This is a genomic window from Ruegeria sp. AG1, assembly GCF_056541705.1.
In genome coordinates, this window is the sequence record NZ_JBQFYU010000013.1 from 105,482 (window position 1) to 126,540 (window position 21,059).

The following is a 21,059-nucleotide window of genomic DNA, read 5'->3' on the forward strand; positions in this document are numbered from 1 at the left end:
TATAGTGTAATTCTCCTATTTGGGAATTGTATCCGCTATGTTAGACATCCGACTCAGATGAACGGAGGTCGCCATGGCAGATGCATTCCTGTCCCATATCACGGACACCCTCGCGCAGATCGAATCCGAAGGTCTGTATAAACGCGAGCGCATGATTACATCGCCTCAGGGCGGCGAAATCACGGTGGGCGACAAACAGGTCATCAATCTGTGCGCCAACAACTACCTTGGTCTTGCCGATCATCCCGCGCTGATCGACGCAGCCACAACAGCGATGGGCCCCAAAGGGTTCGGCATGGCCTCGGTCCGGTTTATCTGCGGCACGCAAGACATTCACCGCGAGTTGGAACAGAAGCTGGCCGAGTTCCTGAACAAGGATGACTCGATCCTGTTCGCCGCCTGTTTCGACGCGAACGGGGGGCTGTTCGAACCCCTTCTCGGCCCCGAGGACGCCATTATCTCGGACAGTCTGAACCACGCCTCGATCATCGACGGGGTTCGGTTGTGCAAGGCCAAGCGCTATCGCTATCTGAACAACGATATGAACGATCTTGAGGCCTGGCTCAAGCAAGCGCGCGAGGACGGGGCGCGGCATATCATGATCGCGACTGATGGCGTGTTTTCAATGGATGGTTACCTCGCCAACCTGCCGAAAATCCGTGAGCTGGCCGATAAATACGACGCCATCGTCATGGTCGATGATTGCCACGCTACCGGGTTTATGGGACCGAACGGCGCGGGCACGCCGGATCATTTCGGTGTCGATGTCGACATCCTGACGGGAACCTTGGGAAAAGCACTTGGGGGGGCAATCGGCGGTTATGTCGCCGGGCCGCAGCCAGTGATCGACCTGCTGCGGCAGCGGGCGCGGCCCTATCTGTTCTCGAACTCGCTGCCGCCATCCATCGTCGCCGCCGGGATTGAGGCCATCCGTCTGGTCCAACAAGGCGACATGCTGCGCGCGCAGTTGTTCGGCAATGCCAAATACTGGCGGGCGGGGTTGGAGAAGCTGGGTTTTGACCTTTTGCCCGGTGAACACCCGATCATTCCCGTCATGCTGGGCGATGCGACATTAGCGCAGGGCATGGCGGCTCGATTGTTTGATGAAGGTGTCTATGTATCGGGCTTTTTCTTCCCTGTAGTTCCGCGCGGGCAGGCCCGGATCAGAACCCAGATGAACGCCGCACTGACACGGCAGGAGCTTGACCAGGCGCTTGCCGCTTTTGAGAAAGTCGGCAAAGAGCTTGGAGTCATCAAATGACCTTTGCCTCTGTCATCGACGCCATCAGCGATACCCCTTTGGTGGACTTGTCGCGCATCTGCCAGCAGGTTCAGCTGGACGGTCGCATTCTGGCCAAGCTGGATTATCTGTTGCCTGGCTTCTCGAAAAAAGACCGCGCGGCCAAATCCATCATCGAAATGGCCCGCACCGACGGAACGCTTACACAGGGCCAAACTGTGGTCGAGCTGACCTCGGGCAATATGGGAACCGGTCTGGCGATTGTCTGCGGGATCATGGGCCATCCCTTTGTCGCAGTGATGAGCGCCGGAAACTCGGTCGAGCGCGCGCGCATGATGCGGGCGCTGGGGGCTGAGGTGATCATCGTGCCTCAGGCCCCTGGCAGCAAACCGGGTGAGGTTTCGGGCGCTGATCTGGCGCTGGTAGATGAGGCGGCGCAGAAAGTCACAGCAGAACGCGGCGCGTTTCGCGCGGATCAGTTTGGTCATTCTGGCAACCCCAAAGCGCATGCAACCGGCACCGGGCCGGAAATCTGGGACCAATCGGGCGGCGCTGTCACGGCCTTCTGTGATTTCGCCGGTTCAGGCGGCACCTTGGCCGGAGCAGCGGCATTCTTCGCGCCGCATGGCGTGCGGTGTTACGCCATCGAACCCGAAGGCGCACGGGCCTTGGCCGGTGAAGTCGTCGACACGCCCGACCATCCGATACAGGGCGGCGGCTATGCCATGGCTGACCTGACCCATATGAACGGCGTCCCCCTCGCTGGGCACCTTTCGGTGTCAGGCAGCGCGGCCCGAGATTGCGCCCGGCTGCTCGCACGCAGCGAAGGGATCTTTGCCGGATACTCAGCCGGCGCGAACCTTGCTGGTGCGATCGAGCTGCTGCGCGGCCCGGAGCGTGGCGGCTGCGTCGCGATCGTCATTTGCGACAGTGGCCTGAAATACCTGTCCACCGATTTATGGGAGTAGTGAAATGCGTCCCAACACAATGAAAGCACTGGAAAAATCCGAACCCAAGGAAGGCCTGAGGATGATCCAGGCACCGGTCCCCGAGATCGGCCCGGATGAGGTGCTGATCCGGATCAACAAGACCGGCATCTGCGGGACCGACATTCATATCTGGAACTGGGACGACTGGGCGGCGGCAACCGTGCCCGTTCCGATGATCACCGGCCATGAGTTCGCGGGTGAGATCGTTGAGGTCGGCCGAAACGTAACCGGGCTTGAGATCGGGCAGCGCTGCTCGGGCGAGGGGCACCTGATCGGAACAGAAAGCCGTCAGAGCCGCGCGGGCAAGTTCCACCTCGACCCCGGAACGCGCGGGATAGGCGTCAACGAACAAGGCGCTTTTGCGCAATATCTTAAACTACCAGCCTTCAACGTCGTCCCCCTGCCCGACGACGTGCCAGACGAAATCGGAGCCATTCTCGACCCCCTTGGAAACGCCGTTCACACCGCGCTCAGCTTTGATCTGCTGGGGGAGGATGTGCTGATCACAGGCGCTGGACCGATTGGCATCATGGCCGCCGCAGTCGCCCGCCACGCAGGCGCTCGCAACGTGGTCATCACCGACATCAACCCTGACCGCCTGAAACTGGCCGAACACGTGGTGCCAACGGTCCGCACAGTCGACGTCTCCAATGAGGACCTGCAGGATGTCATCGCCGAGCTAGGATTGAAGGAAGGTTTCGATGTGGGGCTGGAAATGTCCGGCTCGCAAATCGCGCTGGACCAAATGGTCGAGGCGCTGGTGATGGGCGGAAAGATCGCTCTGCTGGGTATTCCGCCGGGCAAATCCCCGGTCGATTGGTCCCGCATCGTGTTCAAGGCCATCACCATCAAGGGCGTCTACGGGCGTGAGATGTTCGAGACCTGGTACAAGATGATCGCCATGCTGCAAAACGGTCTCGATGTCAGCCGCGTGATCACCCATCAGATGAAGGTCGACGATTTTGCCGAAGGGTTTGCCGCCATGAAATCCGGCCAATCCGGCAAGGTGGTTCTCGACTGGACCTGACCCTCTGGCGCTGCGCGGGTAGACCCCTTACACATCGGGGAACCTCAGGCGTTTGGAGGAGCAAATGAGCGACACTGACAGGTATCTGGAACGCGGGATCGAAGACTCTCTGGTCACCGATTTCACCGAAACCCATCGCAAAAGCTATGGCGATTTTCTGCAACTCAAGACCCTGCTGAACCTGCAGAAGACGTTTCAGGACCCCGCCCAGCCCGATGAGATGTTGTTCATCATCATCCATCAGGTCAGCGAGCTGTGGCTGAAACTGATGCACCATCAACTGGTCGAGGTGCGCCGCTTCCTGCAACAGGACGCGTTTGGTCCCGCGATGAAAAACCTCGACCGCATCAAAGCCATCCAACATCAGCTGATCGCGGCATGGGAAACTCTGCTGACCATGACGCCCGCCGACTACATGACCTTTCGGCAGGCACTTGGCAGTTCCTCCGGGTTCCAAAGCTATGGCTACCGCCTGATCGAGTTCATTCTGGGCAACAAGGACCCCTCGACCCTGAAAGTTCACGCCCATGATCCCGAAGTGATGGAGATGTTGAACGCAGCCCTTACCAAGCCGTCGCTCTATGACGAGGTACTGCACATGCTGGCCCGCCAAGGCTTCGAAGTGCCGCAGGACTTGCTGGAGCGGGACTATGCGCAGCCCTACTCCGGCGATCCTCGGGTGGTCAAAATCTGGGTTCAGGTCTTTCGCGAGACGGAAAAACACTGGGAGCTCTATGCGCTGGCAGAGAAGCTGATGGATGTGGAATGCCTCTTCCAACGGTGGCGGTTCGATCACGCGACCGCCGTGGAACGTGTCATCGGGATGCAGCCGGGAACAGGAGGCTCCAGCGGCGTCGGCTTCTTACGCAAAGCATTGGAATTGCGCTTCTTCCACGATTTGTATGATATGCGCACAGAACTGATCTATGCGGGGGACTGATGCTGTATCGCGGGTTTTCACAGGCTGAACTGGAACAGGAATATTCGCCGAGATCAATGATCGGCGGTGATCTGACGCCTTACATTGCCAGCTATAGCGCCCTCAGTGCTCAGGCGCGGGCCAGTCTGAAAGTTCAGGAAAATCTGATCTATGGTGCAAGCCCGGCACAAGTTCTGGACTATTTCCCAGCGGCCGAGGCAGGCGCGCCGCTGCATGCGTTTATCCATGGTGGCTATTGGCAGGCCCTTAGCCAGCGGGAGTCCGCCATAATGGCGCCAGCGCTGATTGAGGCAGGCCATGCTTTTGCAACACTGAACTACACTCTGGCCCCTGATGCCCGCATCGCGGACATGATCGATGAGTGCCGCGATGCACTGCTCTGGCTGGCGTCGCAGGCTGAGTCCCTGGGATTTGATCCGACCCGGATCACTTTGTCAGGGCACAGCGCCGGGGCACAATTGGCTAGCATGGTTATGGCGCAATCTGCAAACGCTCTGGCCCGCGCCGGGTTGCGGGTGCGCGACGTAATCCTGATCAGCGGGGTTTATGATCTGGAGCCGATCAGCCTGACCTCGGTCAACGATCCGCTGCAACTGACACCGGTTGAGGTCAACGACCTGTCCCCCATACGCCACGTGCCACTACCCGGACCGCGCTACCACGTGACCGTGGCCGAGAGGGACACACCGGAATTCATCCGCCAAAGCCGTGACTACGCCGAGCACCTGCGCAAAGCCGGACATTCTGTCAGCTTCGACCTGAAAAAAGGGATGCAGCATTTTGACATCATCATGCATCCGGGGACGTTCACAGCTTCAAAGCAGTCGGGAACGCCCTAGTCTTCGCAATGCACGGGGCTGGCCCCTGTCAATTCAAACTCGGGTCCTTGATGCCAATCCGTATGTTCAGGGATGACCGCGCCCAAGGGGATTGCACTCCGTCCGTTTCGCCAATCACTTCCGTGCGCACCTGATCAAACATCTGCTCAAGAGTTAAACCTCGGGTCCCGATCGCGCGCGCAATGGCTGCTGTGTAAGGGCTGTTGGTCCCAGTCCCGTCCAGTGCGACGTCGCCGGGTCCGGTGGCATAAGCGATCAGGTTGTTGGTGCGGGCTGTCATACGCGCAAGCCCGTCGCCGACATCCAGTGCACCGTCCGTTTCACTTCCAAAAGGATTGTCGCGGCACGCGTCCAGAATCATGACACTCACAGCCTGAGGTGTGTGAATGCGATCCAGAACCCACTCGGCCGGGACAGCCTGATCTGCAATATCGGCCTCGGACTGGATGTTCACGCCAAGCGGAAGCAGGTAGTTGAACTCATCACTGCGCACGCCGTGCCCGGCAAAATAGAACACCGCCAAAGCCTCGGACCCCGCTGCGCGCACGGTGCTGGCAAAAGCCTCAACCTCCTGCTCCATCTCTGCGCGGCTTGCATCCGTCAGTGTCGTGACCTTAAAACCCACGCCGCGCAGCTCTTCGCTCATCAAGCGCGCGTCGTTCACTGGGTTGTCGAGGGCCGGGACACTTGTGTACCCGGCATTCCCGATCACGAGGGCAAACCGCTCATGCGCCAATGCGGGCCCGGCGATCAGGGTGATGACAAAGCAGAGTGCTGAAAGAATACGCGTCAAATCTATCTCCAAATCCTGTCGAACGAGAGAAGCAGGTCTCTTCGTTTGGCCCTTAAGTGCTGCGGGTCCGTTCAATCACGACCAACAGTAAATCAAGACCGGGCCTCGAAAGTCCATATACGAACTTGTTACAGCCCCCTGCATAGCTTGAATGTAACGAGGAACACGTTGAACCAAAAAATAGACGTAGATCGCGATGTGCCAAAAAAAACAGCGGCCCAAGTTGAGCCGCTGTTTTGAAACTTACTTGCAGAACCGGATCAGTCCAGCGTGCGGGTGACTTCTTCGCGCTCGAAGATCTCGATCACGTCGCCTGCGCGGATATCGTCGTAGTTCTCGAACGCCATACCGCATTCCTGACCCGACTGAACCTCGGCCACTTCGTCCTTGAAGCGCTTCAGCGTCTTCAGCGTGCCTTCGTGGATCACCACGTTGTCGCGCAGCAGACGGACGCCTGCGGAGCGACGGGCAACGCCTTCGGTAACCAGACAGCCCGCAACCTTGCCGACGCCGGTGACCTTGAAGACTTCGCGAATTTCGGCGTAACCGATGAACTTTTCGCGGATCTCGGCGCTCAGCAGGCCGGAGGCAGCTGCTTTCACGTCATCCACGAGGTCATAGATCACCGAGTAATAGCGGATCTCGACACCTTTCTGGTTCGCAGTGTTCCGCGCCGATGCGTTGGCACGGACGTTGAACCCGAAGATCGGTGCGCCGGAGGCTTCGGCCAGACCGACATCCGTCTCGGTGATCGCACCCACGCCCGAGTGCAGAACGCGCACGCGCACTTCGTCGTTGCCGATCTTCTCCATCGCCTGAACGATGGCTTCGGCCGAACCTTGTACGTCCGCCTTCATCAGAATCGGCAGCTCGGTGACGTTTTCGTCTTCCTTGGCTTTCTGCATCAGCTGCTCAAGGGTGGTCGCGGCACCGGCGGCGGCGCGTTTGTCCTTGGCGGCTTGCTCGCGATAGGCAGCAATCTCACGGGCTTGCGCTTCGGTCTCGGTCACGTTCAGAACGTCACCCGCCTCGGGCGTACCGTTGAGACCCAGAACCTCAACCGGAACCGAGGGGCCGGCTTCCTTGACGCGGTCGCCCTTGTCGTTGATCAGCGCACGGACCTTACCGTATTGCTCACCCACAACGAAGATATCGCCCTGACGCAGCGTGCCGTTCTGAACCAGAACGGTGGCCACAGGGCCGCGACCCACATCCAGCTGCGCCTCGATCACAGCGCCTTGGGCGGCGCGGTCGGGGTTGGCTTTCAGTTCCAGAATTTCGGCCTGCAGTGCGATGGCTTCCAGCAGTTCGTCCAGACCCTGACCGGTGATGGCAGAGACTTCAACGTCCTGAACATCACCCGACATTTTCTCGACGATTACTTCATGCTGCAGCAGATCGGTCCGTACCTTGTCCGGGTTTGCATCGGGCTTGTCGACCTTGTTGATCGCCACGATCATCGGCACTCCGGCCGCTTTGGCGTGGTTGATAGCCTCGATCGTCTGCGGCATCACGGCGTCGTCAGCCGCAACAACCAGAACCACGATATCCGTGACCTGAGCACCGCGTGAGCGCATCGACGTAAACGCCGCGTGGCCCGGGGTATCCAGGAAGGTCAGCGTGGTGCCGCCATCGGTTTTCACCTGATAGGCGCCGATGTGCTGGGTGATGCCACCGGCCTCACCTGCCACAACGCGCGCGTCGCGGATTGCATCCAGCAGCGAGGTTTTACCGTGGTCAACGTGACCCATGATGGTGATGACCGGCGGACGCGGCTGCAGATCGTCTTCGCTGTCTTCGACCTCTTTGATGACGTCTTCAACATCCGAATCGGAGACACGAGTGACCTTGTGGCCAAACTCTTCGATGATCAGTTCCGCTGTGTCGGCGTCGATGGTCTGGTTCTGAGTAACCATCATGCCCATCTGCATCAGCGATTTGACAACGTCAGCCACACGCTCGGCCATACGGTTGGCGAGCTCAGAGACCATGATCGCCTCGGGCAGTTGAACGTCACGGATGACCTTTTCGCGTTCGACCGAACCGCCCATGGCTTTCTGACGCGCACGCTCTTGCTTGCGCTTCATCGCAGCCATCGAGCGTTGGCGGTTGCCTTCGCCACCGGTGGCCTGACCCAGTGTCAGCTTGCCCGAACGGCGGTTGTCGTCACGGCCTTTGCCACGACCACGCTGTTCACGCTCACGATCCTGTTTGCGCGGAGCAGCCGCAGGTGCGGGCTTGCTGGCCGGGCTACGGGCCGCTTTGGGCTCTTCCGGGGCCGGGGCGGCAGCCGCGCGTTTGGCAGCTTCTTCCGCCTCTTGGCGCTTACGCTCTTCTTCTTCGGCCTTGGCGCGGGCTTTCTCTTCGGCCTCACGCTGTTCGCGTTCCTTGGCCTCTTGTTCCGCACGGCGACGGGCGCGTTCTTCTTCACGCGCCTTTTCAGCAGCCTCACGGGCGGCGGCCTCTTCGACCTCGCGCGCTTTGGCGGCTTGCAATGCCTTCATCCGGCGGGCCATTTCCGCGTCGGAGATCCCGGCAGGACGGCGCGACGGATCACCCGAGGGCGTTGCTCCGCCGCCCGGCTTTCCGGCACCCGGCTTGGGGACCACCACGCGTTTGCGTTTGGTTTCCACCACGACATTCTTGGTGCGTCCGTGGCTGAAACTCTGTTTCACATTTCCGGGGCGTGCCCCGCCACGAAGACCCAATGTCTTTTTGCCGTCATTATCGCTCATAAAGCTTCTTACCCTTCCGCGCGGCCCCTGCCGCCGTCATCCGTTTCGCGCAAGCCACGCAGGCGCTGCGCTTCCTCTACAACACGTTTGGCGAGTCCGCCAGAGGCCAGCGCCGCATGAATCACGGTTTGGCGCCCAAATGCCGCCCCTAACTCGTCCGCCGTGAGCCATCCGATGTATTTTCCGAAGTGCGGCGTGCTGAGTTTCGACTTGCCGCGCCCCGAACCATCGCTGGCCTGAATCAGTACCTGAGCCTCTTCCCGGTCCAGCCACGTCTTGACCTTTTCATATCCGGCAACCGCATCGCCGGACTTGCGCGCCAGGCTGAGAAGCTCAACCACACGACGCGCGACTTGTTTTTCGACCTCATCGGCCAGGTCCGCTTGGGCCGAGACCTGCGCCTTGAACCCGCGCGAGAACAGCTTTTTGCTGACCGCCTTGTCCAACGCTGCGCGATCTGCCGCCACATAGACCCCGCGCCCCGGCAATTTCGCCGCGACATCAGGATAGACCTGACCATCCGGCCCCGTCACAAAGCGGATAAGCCCGTATTTGGGCTGAACCTCGCCCGTGGCGATGCACTTGCGCTCAGGTCCGTCGGACCGATCCTTATGGACGCCACCGCGACCCATCTCAGCCACCCGAGGCCCTGAGATCAGGCCTCGGCCTCCTCTTCGGCTTCAACGTCTTCTTCTGCCTGCTCCAGCTCGGCCGGATCAACCCAGCCCAACATGATACGAGCAGTCATGACCAGATCCTGCGCCTCTTCCAGCGTTACGCCGAACGGCTCAAGCACACCGTCATCCTTGATACGCTCACCATCGACCGTGGTCCAGCCACCGGCCAGTTCCCAGTCGGCACAGGTTGCGAAGTCTTCCAGCGTCTTCACATCATCCTTGGCCAGCGCTTCTACCATCTGGGGTGTCAGGCCTTCGAATTCAATAAGGCTGTCCTCGGCACCCAGAGCGCGAGCGGCATCCAATGCGGCCTTGGCCTGCGCCTCAAGGAAGTCACGGGCACGGGCCTGCAGTTCCTGCGCGGTGCCTTCGTCGACACCGTCGATGACAAGCAGTTCGTCCAGCTCAACATAGGCAACCTCTTCGAGGTTGGTGAAGCCTTCGGAAACCAGCAGCTGCGCAAAGAACTCGTCCAGATCCAGGCTGTCCATGAACAGCTGGGTGCGGGCTTCGAATTCTTTCTGACGACGCGCCGATTCCTCGGCTTCGGTCATGATGTCGATGTCCAGATTGGTCAGCTGGCTGGCCAGACGTACGTTCTGGCCACGGCGACCGATGGCGAGGGACAGCTGTTCCTCGGGAACCACAACTTCGATCTTGCCCGCTTCTTCGTCCAGAACCACCTTGGAAACCTCGGCGGGCTGCAGCGCGTTCACCAGGAAGGTCGGCTGATCTTCGTTCCACGGAATGATGTCGATCTTTTCGCCCTGCAACTCGTTCACAACGGCCTGCACGCGGCTACCGCGCATACCAACGCAGGCACCCACAGGGTCAATCGAGCCATCATACGAGATCACGGCGATCTTGGCGCGCGAGCCGGGGTCACGGGCCACGGCCTTGACCTCGATGATGCCGTCATAGATTTCCGGCACTTCCATCTTGAACAGCTCGGCCATGAATTCCGGCGCGGTGCGCGACAGGAAGATCTGGTGGCCACGAACCTCGCGGCGAACTTCTTTGATGTATGCACGCACACGGTCATTCGGGCGATAGCTTTCGCGGCCGATCTTGTCATTGCGGCGCAGAACCGCCTCGGCACCGCCCAGATCGACGATGACGTTGCCAAATTCTTCACGCTTGACCGCGCCGTTGATGATGGTGCCCGCGCGATCCTTGAATTCTTCGTACTGACGATCACGTTCGGCCTCGCGGACCTTCTGCAGGATCACCTGCTTGGCGGACTGAGCCGCGATACGGCCCATCTCAACCGGAGGAACTTCCTCAACAAAGACGTCGCCAACCTCGGGCGATTCCATGTACTGACGTGCCTGCTCGACGGTCATCTCGGCCTGGTAGTTTTCCAGTTCGTCTTCCTCGACCACGGTGCGAACGCGCGTAAAGGTCGCCTTGCCGGTCTTGCGGTCGATGGAGACACGAATGTCCATTTCCGCGCCGTAACGGCTCTTGGCCGCACGGGCGAGCGACTCCTCCATCGCTTCGACAACCAGACCGGGGTCGATCATCTTTTCGCGGGCCACGGCCTCGGCGGTCTGCAGCAGCTCCAGCTGGTTGGCTGAGGTGATTGCCATCAGTTCGTCTCCTCTTCGGACCCTTCGGTCTCAATCTCGTCGAAAGCGTTTTCGTTCAGGGCACCGGCGTCTTTGCGCTGGCGCAGCATTTCCTTGATCAGGTCATCGGTCAGGACCAGCTTGGCGTCGCTCAGCCAGTCGAATTGCAGACCGATAGTGATCGTCTCAGACCCCTCGGGGATGTTGATCAGAACCTCATCCCCTTCGATCCCGGCCAATTCACCCTTAAAGCGGCGGCGACCGTCGATCAGCTCGGCAGTTTCGATCTTGGCCTCATACCCTTCGAAATTCTCAAAGTCCTTGAGACGGGTCAGAGGGCGGTCAATACCGGGGCTCGAGACCTCTAGCGTATAGGCGTCAAGGATCGGGTCCTCGACATCCAGCGTGGCGCTGACGGCGTTTGAAATCTCAGCGCAGTCATCCACTTCGATACCGCCATCGGGCTTGTCGGCCATGATCTGCAGCGTGGTTTGCTTGCCGCTCATCAAACGGACGCGGACGAGTTCATACCCCAGATCTTCGATCACGGGGGTGATGATCTCGGCAAGTCGCCGGTCAATGGCCGCTTTGGCTATCAGGTCGTTTGTCATCAGGTTCTCTACCCTATCGATCGGGCACAAAAAAACGGGCGCGCGGCCCGTCGAATTTTCCGGTGGAGCCTTGGACCAGAAGTCCAACGCGCCGCTGTTGCAACTGCATATACGCAGGAGTTCCCGAGTCTGCAACCCCCGGCGCAATTCGTGATCGGATTTACGCCAACCACCACCGTTCTGCGATACGACCATCATCCAGCGTCGCTTTGCCGATCTGCCTCGGCATCCCGACCTGAGCCGCCACCGCCAGTGCCATATCCGATTCGCTCGGGTAGTAGCGCAGCCCCCGCTGGGACTTAAGTTCGCCCCTTTCGGGCAGGGCGGCAATGTCCACATACCCGTCGCGCAAAGCTTCGGCCCGAACACGCGCATCGGGGATCACGATGATTTCGACCGTATCGACCCAACCGGCCTGACCGTCCTTGTAATGGCCGGCAACTTTGCGGCCCAGGAAATGACGCCCATCCTCGGCCCGCTCAACCCGGTAGCATCCGGTCCCGTTGGCCGCATGCAAAGGCGTAACCGCCTGCCCATCGCGGGTTACGACAAACCGGCTGTCGGCCAGCAGGAAAGGAAGACCGGGATCGGCCTCGGCCAGTTCCAGCCGCACGTGATCAGCGGCCAAGGCCTCGGCCTGACCAAGTTCGGCCAGAACGGCCACAACATCATCAGCACGCAGCACCGTTCCATCGTGGAACGAGACGTCTTGGCACAGATCAAACCGCCAGACGCGCGCGTTGTCTTCGGTCTGCCACCCTGTCGCCAACTCTCCGCGCAACGTGCCATCCGGTGCAATCTCGGTCAGGGTATCGAACACCGCCCCACGGGCCAGCTCCTCCAAACTGTCATCGCGCGGAACCGCCAGCCGCAGCGCGCCACCTTTCTTCGGAGTATCGGCCAAAGACGCCCCCGTGGCCGCAAGCAACGCAGCGGCGGCACCCGAGGCGAACAGAGCACGGCGGTCCATCCGGGTCATGCCACCCCCTCGGCCACGCGGTCCATGATTCGAACCAGTTCGGCACTTATTCCGGGTTCCGACAGGGCATGGCCCGCATGGCGGACCATCTTCAGTTCAGCATTGGGCCAGCGCTCGGCCAGGGACCACGCCGCCTGAGGCGGACAGATCATGTCATAGCGCCCCTGCACGATATGTCCGGGGATATGCGCGATGCGATCCATCTGATCCAGAATCTGCCCATCCTTTTGTAGAAAGGCATTGTTGATGAAATAGTGATTCTCGAGCCGCGCAAAGGCCCGCGCGTATTCACCGGGGCTTTCGCCCGTCGATCCGTTCGAATGGATCGACGCCAGAGCGTTCTCCCACGCCGACCAAGCGCGCCCGTAAAGGACTTCGGTTGCCCGGTCGCCCGAGAACAGGCGCTTGTTGTATGCCGCAATCGTATCCGACAGCTCTTCCTCGGACAGCAGGGCGGTGAATTTGGCCCACTGCTCGGGCCAGAACTTGCCCGCGCCGCCGCCGTAGAACCAATCCAGCTCTGCCTGTGTGGCCAGAAACACCCCGCGCAGAACCAGACGGCTGACCCGATCCGGATGCGCCTGCGCGTAGATCAACGCCAGAGTCGCGCCCCAACTGCCGCCAAATACCGTCCATTCGTCGATATCTAACAGCGACCTCAGCCGCTCAATATCCTCGACCAGATGCCACGTCGTGTTGTCCTCGACCGAGGCATGAGGCCGCGATTTCCCGCAGCCGCGCTGATCGAACAGAATCACCCGGAAGACACGTGGGTCAAAGTACCGCCGCATCGCAGGGCTGCAGCCACCGCCCGGCCCCCCATGCAGCACAACCACCGGCACCCCGTCGGGATTGCCGCTTTGCTCCATATAAATCTGGTGCCCATCGCCCACACTGACCAACCGCTGATCAAATGGATCGATCGGCGGGTAGAGATATTGCACTGCGCGCTTTTGGTCCGGGTACTTGTCCATTATGGCCCTATATAGTCCTTAAGACGTAAAAGAGCACACGGAGACAGGAATGCAAGCGCATCCGAACACGGTCGACCCATCCGAGATCGCTAAATTCGAGGCGATGGCAGCGGAATGGTGGGACCCGCATGGGAAATTCAAACCTCTGCACATGCTGAATCCGTGCCGTCTGGACTATATCACGCAGCAAATTGCGGGTGAGTTTGACCGCGACCTAACCGCGCCTATGCCGTTCGAGGGCCTGCGCCTTCTGGATATCGGCTGCGGTGGAGGGCTGCTGAGCGAACCCATGGCCCGCCTTGGGGCCGAGGTCGTGGGGGCCGACGCCGCAGCAGGCAACCTGCCCGTCGCCCGCATCCATGCCGAACAATCGGGGCTTGAGATCGACTACCGCCACACCACCGCCGAGGACATGGCCGCCGCGGGCGAGCAGTTCGACGTGGTGTTGAACATGGAAGTGGTCGAACACGTCGCCGACCCGTTAAGCTACCTGACCGCCACACAACAATTGCTGAAACCCGGCGGGTTACAGGTGTGTTCGACCATCAACCGCAACCCAAAATCCTATGCGATGGCCATCTTCGGGGCCGAAGTCGTCATGCGCTGGCTGCCACGCGGCACCCATGAGTGGAACAAGTTCATCACCCCCGATGAGCTGTTCGACCTGCTGCGCCAATCCGGGCTGGAGCCGGTGGACCGCAAAGGGTTCGTGTTCAACCCGATCCTCTGGAGCTGGTCGATCTCGGACCGGGATTTGAGCGTGAATTACGTGACCGCGAGTGTGAAGCCAGGGTAGTCTCAGCACAAATATGCGACCGATCAGCAACTGGACAATTGGATGGTTCCTTCCGCTCTATGATCGAAATCCGCTTGTAGGAAGCGTTTTGGGCTTAGCGTGCATATTTTTTGCGCTCATTGCGATTGGTGTGTTCATGCTTGCGATCAAAGAGAACGCCGGAACTCCAATTCCGACAACCGGGCTGGTATAGGCGCATATTGTCATCATGCTGTTGAAACCAATGTCGATGGTTATATGCCTAGCGTGCGAATTCCTATGGCGGAATTTTGGCGTATATTCTCTTCTGAGAGTTAAAGGTTGCCCCATTCGCGAAAGATATGAACCTGCAGACTTGAGCAAGGTCCTCTCGCGCCCTCAAGAATCCATTACTGGTGCAGAGTGGCATTTCTCACCGCTACTCCCCCTCCAACTGCAACCGCAAATCCCTCAATACGGGCAGCGTGCTGCGGACGCGCTCCAACCCCAGCTCTCCAACCACGCGGTTGATCAGCGGAGCAATCGAGGAAATCGCCTGATCGCGCGCGCGGCGGCCAGCGGGGCTGATCGCGACCATCTTGCGGCGGGCGTCGTCCCAGTCGGGACGGATGTGGATGTAGCCGGCCCATTCCAGCTTGGCCAAAGTGTTGGTCATTGCGCCTCGGGTCACGTGGAAGGTGCTGGCGAGTTGCGCGGGCGTCCGTTCTCCTCCGGCATAGGCCAGATGGTTCAGCACCGAGAAATGCGAGATTTCCATGCCCTTGGGCAGCACCCGGCTCAGCCGGTTACGCAATAGCTGGTCGGCGGTCAGGATCTCGCTGAAAAGCGTGACCGCAAGGGCATTGGTGTCGTCTGTCATGGTCCGGTTCTGGTTCAGGGGCCGTCAAAAGCCCGCACATGGGTCAATGAGGGCACGCGACGGCGCGCCTCGGACACAGAACTATCATTCAATTCGAAAAAGTGAATGCCCGGATCGGTCCCTGCGTCGATCAGAACCTCTCCCCAAGGGGCGACGACCATGCTGTGACCGTGGGTGTGGCGGGTTTTGCCCCGCGTTTTGGGATGGGCGCCGGTTTGCGCGGGGGCCAGAACCCAGCAGCCGGTCTCAATCGCGCGTGCGCGCAGCAGCGATTCCCAATGCGCGGCCCCTGTGACAGGCGAAAACGCCGCCGGGACGGTCAAAATCCGCGCCCCGGCCTGCGCCAAAGCGGCATGCAGATGCGGAAAGCGGATGTCATAGCAGATGGTCAGGCCGACCTTGCCGAAATCTGTCTCGGCGATGACGGCCTTGTCGCCGGGGCGGTAATTGGCCGATTCGCGGAAGGTTTCGGTCTCGGTCACCTGCACATCGAACATGTGGATCTTGTCATAGCGCGCCACGATCTGCCCTTTGGGGTCGATCATGAAGCACCGATTGGCAAAGCGGCCATCCGCATCATGGGTCTTGATCCCCAATGATCCGATCAGCAGCCAAACACCCAACTCAGCCGCCTGCGCCCGCAAACCGGCCAGAGTGGTGTCGTCTTCCTCATGCTGCAACACCTCGCGCTGCCGGGTGGTGCTGTTAGACACGCAATTCGTGACCTCGGGGGTCAGGATGAACTGCGCGCCCTGCTCGGCGGCCTCGGCCATCATGGCACGCACCATTTGCAGATTCGCAGCCGGATCGTCCGACGAGGTGATTTGCAGCAGAGCAGTCTTCATCACGCCGCCAGAAGACGGTCCAGCTTGCCTTGGCGATCCAGCTCATAGAGGTCATCACAGCCGCCCACGTGATCGGGGCCGATGAAGATCTGCGGCACGGTGCGTTTGCCGCCGGCACGTTTGATCATCTCAGGCTTGCGCTTGGGGTGCATCAGCACATCGATTTCCTTGAACTCGACCCCCTTTTGCTTCAGCAGGCGCTTGGCCGCGTGGCAGAAGCCGCACAGAGGCGATGTGTAGATTTCAACAGGTTTCATAAATCCGTCCCTTCGGGTTTCACACAATCTTGTGCGAATTAGGCATCCTTGGCAACGCGCGCCAGCACCAACACGAAAATATGATTTGCCCCCGCGGCAAGACATGCGCGCGTACAGGCTGCGAGCGTCGCACCCGATGTCATCACGTCATCCACCAAAAGGATATTGCGCCCTTTGATGCGCTGATCCCGTTTGGGATGCGTCGCAATGACCCCATCCAGTGCCTCGGCCCGTTGAGCGGCGGTCTTGCCGTCCAGAACCGGGGTGCGCGCCGTTCGCACCAGCAGGTCTGGGCAGATTTCTAACCCTGTCTCGCGCCCCAGATGCTGTGCCAGAAGCGCCGATTGGTTGTATCGCCGTTTCACCAGACGGGACCAGTGCAGCGGAACCGGAGCGATCAACATGTCGGGCTTCAGAACCTCTCGGCCCGCCTGCGCCATCCAGCGCGCGGCGGGTTTGGCCAGTTCGGGGCGGTCGCCATGTTTCAAGGCCAGGATCATAGATTTCGCCCGCCCCTTATACAGCAACGCCGCGCGCCCGTCCTGCCACGGACGCGGCGTTTTACGGCAATCGTCGCAGTCGATCCGAAAGCCGTCCCTTTCGCCGGGGACGGGCATGCCGCAACTGTCGCAGACCGTGCCGCCGATGAACGGCGTGTCCCGCCAACATGTGGCACACAGGCCAAAGTCGGATTCGGTCAGCTCTCCGCAACTCATGCAACGTGGGGGATAGATCAGGTGCAACGCTGTTTGAACTCGGGGCCAAATGCGATACCTGCGGGGTATGAAAATGCCTGCGTCCAATGCACCCTCTCTGTTCGACCGAGCCACCCTGCGCCACCGCCGCGCGCGGGCTAAGGATGAGGCCCTGTTCCTGCACCGCGCCGCTGTCGACGAGGTGCAGGATCGGCTGAGCATGGTTAACAGAACCTTTACAGCGCCCGCGATTGTGACCCCGTTTGCGCATATCTGGCAGGATGCCCTGACCGGCGCGACACTCGTGGCGGATGAGGAAACGCTGGAGCTTACGCCCGGCACGCATGATCTGGTGGTCCACGCGATGGCCCTGCATTGGGCCAATGACCCGGTCGGCCAGCTAATCCAATGTCACCGCGCCTTACGCCCAGACGGGTTGCTTCTGACCGTCTGTCTGGGCGGAGAAACCCTACATCAGCTGCGCGCCGCCCTGGGGCAGGCCGAGATTGAGGTGACCGGTGGCCTCAGCCCCCGAATCGCTCCGATGGGAGAGCTGCGGGATCTAGGCGCTCTGCTGCAACGCACGGGGTTGGCGCTGCCGGTGGCGGATGCGGTGCCTATGACGGCGGAATATCGTGACCTGACCCATCTGATGCAGGACCTGCGCGCAATGGCCGAGACCAACGTGCTGACCAACCGATTGAAAACCGCGACCCGCCGCAAAGTGTTCGAACGCGCGCAGAGCATCTACGCAGAACATTTCGCAACGCCTCAAGGCCGCCTCCCCGCCACGTTCGAGCTGATCTGCCTGACCGGCTGGTCGCCCGACGATAGCCAACCCAAACCGCTGCGCCCCGGATCCGCCCGGATGCGCCTTGCCGAAGCCCTTGGTACAGATGAAGGTAAACTGTCCGATTGACGACCGGACATTTCCCCTTATCTCAGGCCAGACCTAGAAAATGCAGGAAGACCAAAATGTTTGACGCCACACGCCCCGTGCATGCACCAGCCGACCACCCCAAGGTTAAATTGGGGCGCGTGGGCATCCTGCTGGCCAACCTAGGCACGCCCGATCACTACAGCTATTGGCCAATGCGCCGCTATTTGAACGAGTTCCTCTCGGACCGCCGAGTGATCGACTATCCGGCGTGGAAATGGCAGCCGATTCTGCAGGCGATCATCCTGACCAAGCGTCCCTTCAGCTCGGGTGAGGCTTACAAGTCCATTTGGAATCACGACAAGGGCGAAAGCCCGCTGATGACGATCACTAAGGAACAGACCGCCAAGCTGCGCGGTGCGATGCAGGCTCGCTATGGCGATCAGGTGATGGTCGATTTCTGCATGCGCTACGGCAATCCGTCTACCAAATCCAAGGTCCGGAATATGGTGGCGGAAGGCTGCGACCGCATCCTGTTCTTCCCGCTCTATCCGCACTATGCCGGGGCCACGACGGCAACGGCCAACGATCAGTTCTTCCGTTGCCTGATGGAGGAACCGTGGCAACCTGCCAGCCGTACGGTGCCCGCCTATTACGACGAACCCACCTATATCGAGGCATTGGCCCAATCCGTCGAAAGCGCCTATGCCAAGATGGAGACCAAGCCTGATGTTCTGGTCTGTTCCTACCATGGGATGCCTGAACGATATCTGCAACAGGGCGATCCCTATCACTGCCAATGCGTCAAGACCTCACGATTGCTGAAAGAGCGGCTTGGCTGGTCGGACGATCAGCTGGTTTCAACCTTTCAATCGCGCTTTGGCCCTGAGGAATGGTTGAAGCCCTATACAGTCGACCACGTGGCCGATCTGGCGAAGCAAGGCAAAAAGAACATCGCCGTGATTGCGCCGGCCTTCTCGGCCGATTGCATCGAGACGTTGGAAGAGATCAACGAAGAGATCAAGGAAAGCTTTGAAGAGGCTGGCGGTGAACACTTCACCTATATCCCCTGCCTCAATGACCATGATTCGCATATCGCCGCTTTGGGCAAGATCATCGAAGACAATCTGAACGGCTGGCTGGACTAACCAGCCCCGACAATTGGTCATGAAAAAAGGCGGTGGAAAGCTCCACCGCCTTTTCTCTGGATATTGCTCGTCGAATTAGCTTGCTGCAACAGCTGCGGCAACTACAACCAGCAGGATCAGCGGCAGGATGATGCCCTGCGATGTGCCCTGGGTTTCTTCAACAACAACAGGTGCCTCAACAACCGGCTCTTCCAGGTTACCGGCATAAGCGGTCGAAGCAGCAGCGGTCAGTGCAGCGGCGAGAACGAGTTTTTTCATATTAACCTCCAGAATCTGCACGGCTCCAGTCCGCGGAACCGCACATCTAAGACTTACCTCGTGATATTTTTCTAATCAGCAAAGCGGCTGGAATGCAATTGCAACTTGCCGATTAATCGAGTCGGTGAGCGAAAATGTCGTCAAATTAGCAACACTTGCGTGCCGACCTTCGCCATTGAGAACAGCTCGGCGATGTCTTCGTTGAACAGGCCGATGCAGCCATTCGAAGATTTCCGCCCGATCTTGCGCGTGTCATGTGTACCGTGGATGCGGTAATACTTCCATCCCAGGTACAAAGCGTGCGTTCCCAATGGATTATCGGGGCCGGGCGGGATGTAATCGGGCCATTCGGGGTTTCGTCTCTTCATCGACGGCGTCGGAGACCAGCTTGGCCCCTCAACCTTGCGAATGACGCTGGTGCGCCCGCGACGGGTCATCTCCTCGGTCAAAGGAACCGAAGAGGGGTATAGTTTGTATACAGATTGATCATTTGACCAATAATGCAGCGCTCGTGACGTGGTATCGACCAGAATGGCCCCGTTTCTGGTGTTCGAGAAATAAGGCCGCCAGTCCTGAGCGCGGAAACCTGAGACATTACGCCGGACCGGCGCTTCGGGTTCAGGTGCAGGTCGCAGCGGGTCGCCCGGGATGTACTGCGCGATCGCAGGCGAGGCCAGCAGAGACGAAGCTCCGGCCAGAAACCCCCGGCGGGTCGAAAGAGGAATGTGCTTTTTAACCATGACAAAAGGTCCTTCGTTATGGCGAAATGGAAAATCTGGCCCATTTTATTGCCAGAATGCTTCAGTCGCAAACCAAACCGGCAGAATCATGCAGGGTATGGTCATTGTGCGTTTGCTCAAGACAGCCTAGCGCGTTATGCCCGTTAGCGACACAATAATCAGGTCGATCATGACGCGTATCTTTTCTTTTCTGTTGATTTGCCTTGTCGCCTTGGCGGCATGTACCGACACGGGGACCACGGCGCTGGGTGCCGACGGTCGCCCCTTGCCCTCAGTTTACAAAATCCGTGGCAACCCCGAGAAGCTGCAGTTCCGCATGCTCGATTCGGTGAATGCATTGCGGCAAGCGCAGGGCTTGCAGTCCGTACAGCTGAACTCTCAGTTGAACGCGGCGGCCGCGACGCATTCCAAGGATATGGCCCGGCAGAATCGCCCCTGGCACTTCGGATCGGATGGCTCTTCCCCGATCGACCGTGCGGCGCGTGTTGGATATTTCGGGACATTCCTGGGCGAGGCGATCTCGGAAACCTATGAGACGGAAACCGAGACACTGGCCGCCTGGATGCAAGAACCCGGCCCCCGTTCCGTGATCCTGGACCCAAAGGCGACGCAGATGGGCTTTGCTTGGCATCAGGAAAACGGCGGTAAGATCTGGTGGACACTGGAAATGGGAACCGGCGGCTGACGCTTAGCTCTTTCCAACAACAAAAAAGCCCGCGGTGTTCGCGGGCTTTTTTTTTAACTACGCCTTAGGCGGCTTGCATGGACTGCGCTTCGGTCAGGATCGCATATAGCTTGACCGGATCGGGGTTCGCCCGCAGCTTGGCGCAAACCGAGCTGTCGCGCAGGGTGCGCGACACCAGTGCCAAAGCCTTGAGGTGATCCACGCCCGCCTCTTCGGGCGCAAACAGCGCAAAGGCGATATCCACCGGCTGGCGGTCAACTGCACTAAAGTCGATCGGCTTTTCAAGCATCACAAAAACGCCCGAGACCGACTCGATCCCGCCCAACCGCGCATGTGGCAATGCCACGCCATGACCCACACCCGTGGGGCCGAGGCTTTCGCGCTCCAGCAGGCAATCCACGACGACCTGGGTATCCAGGTCCAAAGCACCGGCAGCGACGTCGCCGATTTCCTGAAACAGCCGCTTCTTACTAGACGCGGCAGATAACACACGTACTGCTTCGGGCTTGAGAATGCTCGAAAGCTCCATGATCATGCTCCATAGCGGC

23 protein-coding genes are annotated in these 21,059 nt (G+C 59.8%); 9 read left to right on the forward strand and 14 right to left on the reverse strand.

Annotated features, from left to right (window positions below):
- Nucleotides 1-73: 73 nt before the first annotated feature.
- From ACR0B5_RS18940 to ACR0B5_RS18960, 5 genes are all read left to right on the forward strand, one after another.
- Nucleotides 74-1,261, forward strand: a complete 1,188-nt coding sequence (locus tag ACR0B5_RS18940; protein WP_480542577.1) for a glycine C-acetyltransferase — start codon at nt 74-76, stop codon at nt 1,259-1,261.
- A complete protein-coding gene (locus ACR0B5_RS18945) occupies nt 1,258-2,208 on the forward strand; it encodes a PLP-dependent cysteine synthase family protein (RefSeq protein ID WP_480542579.1) in 951 nt (316 codons plus the stop codon). The genes ACR0B5_RS18940 and ACR0B5_RS18945 overlap by 4 nt, the downstream gene beginning before the upstream one ends.
- A gap of 19 nt (nt 2,209-2,227) precedes the next feature.
- Entirely contained in the window at nt 2,228-3,256 is a 1,029-nt protein-coding gene (tdh, locus tag ACR0B5_RS18950) for an L-threonine 3-dehydrogenase (protein ID WP_480542676.1), read from the forward strand.
- 64 nt (nt 3,257-3,320) lie between these two features.
- Nucleotides 3,321-4,196: a tryptophan 2,3-dioxygenase gene (locus ACR0B5_RS18955; protein WP_480542581.1), complete on the forward strand. Its 876-nt coding sequence runs from the start codon at nt 3,321-3,323 to the stop codon at nt 4,194-4,196.
- Nucleotides 4,196-5,035, forward strand: a complete 840-nt coding sequence (locus ACR0B5_RS18960) for an alpha/beta hydrolase (RefSeq protein ID WP_480542583.1) — start codon at nt 4,196-4,198, stop codon at nt 5,033-5,035. The genes ACR0B5_RS18955 and ACR0B5_RS18960 overlap by 1 nt, the downstream gene beginning before the upstream one ends.
- 28 nt (nt 5,036-5,063) lie before the next feature.
- Here ACR0B5_RS18960 and ACR0B5_RS18965 read toward each other — a convergent pair whose 3' ends face one another.
- From ACR0B5_RS18965 to pip, 7 genes are all read right to left on the reverse strand, one after another.
- Nucleotides 5,064-5,828, reverse strand: a complete 765-nt coding sequence (locus ACR0B5_RS18965) for a caspase family protein (protein ID WP_480542585.1) — start codon at nt 5,826-5,828, stop codon at nt 5,064-5,066.
- Between the two features lie 260 nt (nt 5,829-6,088).
- A complete protein-coding gene (gene infB, locus ACR0B5_RS18970; RefSeq protein ID WP_170470980.1) occupies nt 6,089-8,563 on the reverse strand; it encodes a translation initiation factor IF-2 in 2,475 nt (824 codons plus the stop codon).
- Nucleotides 8,564-8,571: 8 nt separating this feature from the next.
- Complete coding sequence (locus ACR0B5_RS18975; RefSeq protein ID WP_425084209.1) at nt 8,572-9,195, reverse strand: RNA-binding protein; 624 nt, start codon at nt 9,193-9,195, stop codon at nt 8,572-8,574.
- A 23-nt stretch (nt 9,196-9,218) separates the two neighbouring features.
- The gene (nusA, locus tag ACR0B5_RS18980) at nt 9,219-10,829 is read right to left on the reverse strand and encodes a transcription termination factor NusA (RefSeq protein WP_480542587.1); all 1,611 of its coding nucleotides are present in this window, start codon (nt 10,827-10,829) and stop codon (nt 9,219-9,221) included.
- Nucleotides 10,829-11,419, reverse strand: coding sequence for a ribosome maturation factor RimP (gene rimP, locus ACR0B5_RS18985; RefSeq protein WP_170379971.1), 591 nt, complete (start codon nt 11,417-11,419; stop codon nt 10,829-10,831). Before rimP ends, nusA begins: the two co-directional genes overlap by 1 nt.
- 160 nt (nt 11,420-11,579) lie before the next feature.
- A complete protein-coding gene (locus tag ACR0B5_RS18990) occupies nt 11,580-12,398 on the reverse strand; it encodes an ABC transporter substrate-binding protein (protein ID WP_480542589.1) in 819 nt (272 codons plus the stop codon).
- Nucleotides 12,395-13,372 (reverse strand): prolyl aminopeptidase, encoded by a 978-nt coding sequence (pip, locus tag ACR0B5_RS18995; RefSeq protein ID WP_480542591.1) that lies wholly within the window; start codon nt 13,370-13,372, stop codon nt 12,395-12,397. The genes ACR0B5_RS18990 and pip overlap by 4 nt, the downstream gene beginning before the upstream one ends.
- Nucleotides 13,373-13,421: 49 nt before the next feature.
- Between pip and ubiG the strand changes: the two genes are divergently transcribed.
- The gene (ubiG, locus tag ACR0B5_RS19000; RefSeq protein WP_480542593.1) at nt 13,422-14,168 is read left to right on the forward strand and encodes a bifunctional 2-polyprenyl-6-hydroxyphenol methylase/3-demethylubiquinol 3-O-methyltransferase UbiG; all 747 of its coding nucleotides are present in this window, start codon (nt 13,422-13,424) and stop codon (nt 14,166-14,168) included.
- 397 nt (nt 14,169-14,565) lie between these two features.
- On the opposite strand, the gene ACR0B5_RS19005 is transcribed toward ubiG, so the two are convergent.
- The 4 genes from ACR0B5_RS19005 to ACR0B5_RS19020 are packed head-to-tail and all read right to left on the reverse strand — an operon-like array spanning nt 14,566 to nt 16,911.
- The gene (locus tag ACR0B5_RS19005) at nt 14,566-15,006 is read right to left on the reverse strand and encodes a MarR family winged helix-turn-helix transcriptional regulator (protein WP_170379967.1); all 441 of its coding nucleotides are present in this window, start codon (nt 15,004-15,006) and stop codon (nt 14,566-14,568) included.
- A 14-nt stretch (nt 15,007-15,020) separates the two neighbouring features.
- A complete protein-coding gene (locus tag ACR0B5_RS19010) occupies nt 15,021-15,851 on the reverse strand; it encodes a carbon-nitrogen hydrolase family protein (RefSeq protein ID WP_480542595.1) in 831 nt (276 codons plus the stop codon).
- Entirely contained in the window at nt 15,851-16,108 is a 258-nt protein-coding gene (gene grxC / locus ACR0B5_RS19015) for a glutaredoxin 3 (RefSeq protein ID WP_170379965.1), read from the reverse strand. The genes ACR0B5_RS19010 and grxC overlap by 1 nt, the downstream gene beginning before the upstream one ends.
- Nucleotides 16,109-16,146: 38 nt before the next feature.
- Nucleotides 16,147-16,911, reverse strand: coding sequence for a double zinc ribbon domain-containing protein (locus tag ACR0B5_RS19020; protein ID WP_480542597.1), 765 nt, complete (start codon nt 16,909-16,911; stop codon nt 16,147-16,149).
- Between ACR0B5_RS19020 and ACR0B5_RS19025 the strand changes: the two genes are divergently transcribed.
- Together ACR0B5_RS19025 and hemH are read left to right on the forward strand one after the other, a co-directional pair.
- Nucleotides 16,892-17,722, forward strand: a complete 831-nt coding sequence (locus tag ACR0B5_RS19025; protein WP_480542599.1) for a class I SAM-dependent methyltransferase — start codon at nt 16,892-16,894, stop codon at nt 17,720-17,722. The genes ACR0B5_RS19020 and ACR0B5_RS19025 overlap by 20 nt on opposite strands.
- 56 nt (nt 17,723-17,778) lie before the next feature.
- Nucleotides 17,779-18,828 carry a ferrochelatase gene (gene hemH / locus ACR0B5_RS19030; RefSeq protein WP_480542601.1) on the forward strand — a complete coding sequence of 350 codons (1,050 nt, stop codon included), beginning with the start codon at nt 17,779-17,781 and terminating at the stop codon, nt 18,826-18,828.
- 75 nt (nt 18,829-18,903) lie between these two features.
- Here hemH and ACR0B5_RS19035 read toward each other — a convergent pair whose 3' ends face one another.
- Nucleotides 18,904-19,086, reverse strand: coding sequence for a hypothetical protein (locus ACR0B5_RS19035; protein WP_170379961.1), 183 nt, complete (start codon nt 19,084-19,086; stop codon nt 18,904-18,906).
- A gap of 140 nt (nt 19,087-19,226) precedes the next feature.
- Complete coding sequence (locus ACR0B5_RS19040) at nt 19,227-19,826, reverse strand: L,D-transpeptidase (protein ID WP_480542603.1); 600 nt, start codon at nt 19,824-19,826, stop codon at nt 19,227-19,229.
- 169 nt (nt 19,827-19,995) lie between these two features.
- Here ACR0B5_RS19040 and dalA point away from each other — a divergent pair, with 169 nt between their 5' ends.
- Nucleotides 19,996-20,511, forward strand: coding sequence for a divisome-associated lipoprotein DalA (gene dalA, locus ACR0B5_RS19045; RefSeq protein ID WP_170550315.1), 516 nt, complete (start codon nt 19,996-19,998; stop codon nt 20,509-20,511).
- Between the two features lie 64 nt (nt 20,512-20,575).
- Here the strand turns inward: dalA and ACR0B5_RS19050 are convergent, their stop codons facing one another.
- The gene (locus tag ACR0B5_RS19050) at nt 20,576-21,040 is read right to left on the reverse strand and encodes a PTS sugar transporter subunit IIA (RefSeq protein WP_480542605.1); all 465 of its coding nucleotides are present in this window, start codon (nt 21,038-21,040) and stop codon (nt 20,576-20,578) included.
- Between the last annotated feature and the right edge of the window lie 19 nt (nt 21,041-21,059).

Bases quoted from the DNA above. Each gene is read 5' to 3' on its own strand.
- ACR0B5_RS18940 (WP_480542577.1), top strand. From the start codon at position 74: ATGGCAGATGCATTCCTGTCCCATATCACGGACACCCTCGCGCAGATC.
- ACR0B5_RS18945 (WP_480542579.1), top strand. From the start codon at position 1,258: ATGACCTTTGCCTCTGTCATCGACGCCATCAGCGATACCCCTTTGGTG.
- tdh (WP_480542676.1), top strand. From the start codon at position 2,228: ATGAAAGCACTGGAAAAATCCGAACCCAAGGAAGGCCTGAGGATGATC.
- ACR0B5_RS18955 (WP_480542581.1), top strand. From the start codon at position 3,321: ATGAGCGACACTGACAGGTATCTGGAACGCGGGATCGAAGACTCTCTG.
- ACR0B5_RS18960 (WP_480542583.1), top strand. From the start codon at position 4,196: ATGCTGTATCGCGGGTTTTCACAGGCTGAACTGGAACAGGAATATTCG.
- infB (WP_170470980.1), bottom strand. From the start codon at position 8,563: ATGAGCGATAATGACGGCAAAAAGACATTGGGTCTTCGTGGCGGGGCA.
- ACR0B5_RS18975 (WP_425084209.1), bottom strand. From the start codon at position 9,195: ATGGGTCGCGGTGGCGTCCATAAGGATCGGTCCGACGGACCTGAGCGC.
- nusA (WP_480542587.1), bottom strand. From the start codon at position 10,829: ATGGCAATCACCTCAGCCAACCAGCTGGAGCTGCTGCAGACCGCCGAG.
- rimP (WP_170379971.1), bottom strand. From the start codon at position 11,419: ATGACAAACGACCTGATAGCCAAAGCGGCCATTGACCGGCGACTTGCC.
- ACR0B5_RS18990 (WP_480542589.1), bottom strand. From the start codon at position 12,398: ATGACCCGGATGGACCGCCGTGCTCTGTTCGCCTCGGGTGCCGCCGCT.
- pip (WP_480542591.1), bottom strand. From the start codon at position 13,372: ATGGACAAGTACCCGGACCAAAAGCGCGCAGTGCAATATCTCTACCCG.
- ubiG (WP_480542593.1), top strand. From the start codon at position 13,422: ATGCAAGCGCATCCGAACACGGTCGACCCATCCGAGATCGCTAAATTC.
- ACR0B5_RS19005 (WP_170379967.1), bottom strand. From the start codon at position 15,006: ATGACAGACGACACCAATGCCCTTGCGGTCACGCTTTTCAGCGAGATC.
- ACR0B5_RS19010 (WP_480542595.1), bottom strand. From the start codon at position 15,851: ATGAAGACTGCTCTGCTGCAAATCACCTCGTCGGACGATCCGGCTGCG.
- grxC (WP_170379965.1), bottom strand. From the start codon at position 16,108: ATGAAACCTGTTGAAATCTACACATCGCCTCTGTGCGGCTTCTGCCAC.
- ACR0B5_RS19025 (WP_480542599.1), top strand. From the start codon at position 16,892: ATGAAAATGCCTGCGTCCAATGCACCCTCTCTGTTCGACCGAGCCACC.
- hemH (WP_480542601.1), top strand. From the start codon at position 17,779: ATGTTTGACGCCACACGCCCCGTGCATGCACCAGCCGACCACCCCAAG.
- ACR0B5_RS19035 (WP_170379961.1), bottom strand. From the start codon at position 19,086: ATGAAAAAACTCGTTCTCGCCGCTGCACTGACCGCTGCTGCTTCGACC.
- ACR0B5_RS19040 (WP_480542603.1), bottom strand. From the start codon at position 19,826: ATGGTTAAAAAGCACATTCCTCTTTCGACCCGCCGGGGGTTTCTGGCC.
- dalA (WP_170550315.1), top strand. From the start codon at position 19,996: ATGACGCGTATCTTTTCTTTTCTGTTGATTTGCCTTGTCGCCTTGGCG.
- ACR0B5_RS19050 (WP_480542605.1), bottom strand. From the start codon at position 21,040: ATGGAGCTTTCGAGCATTCTCAAGCCCGAAGCAGTACGTGTGTTATCT.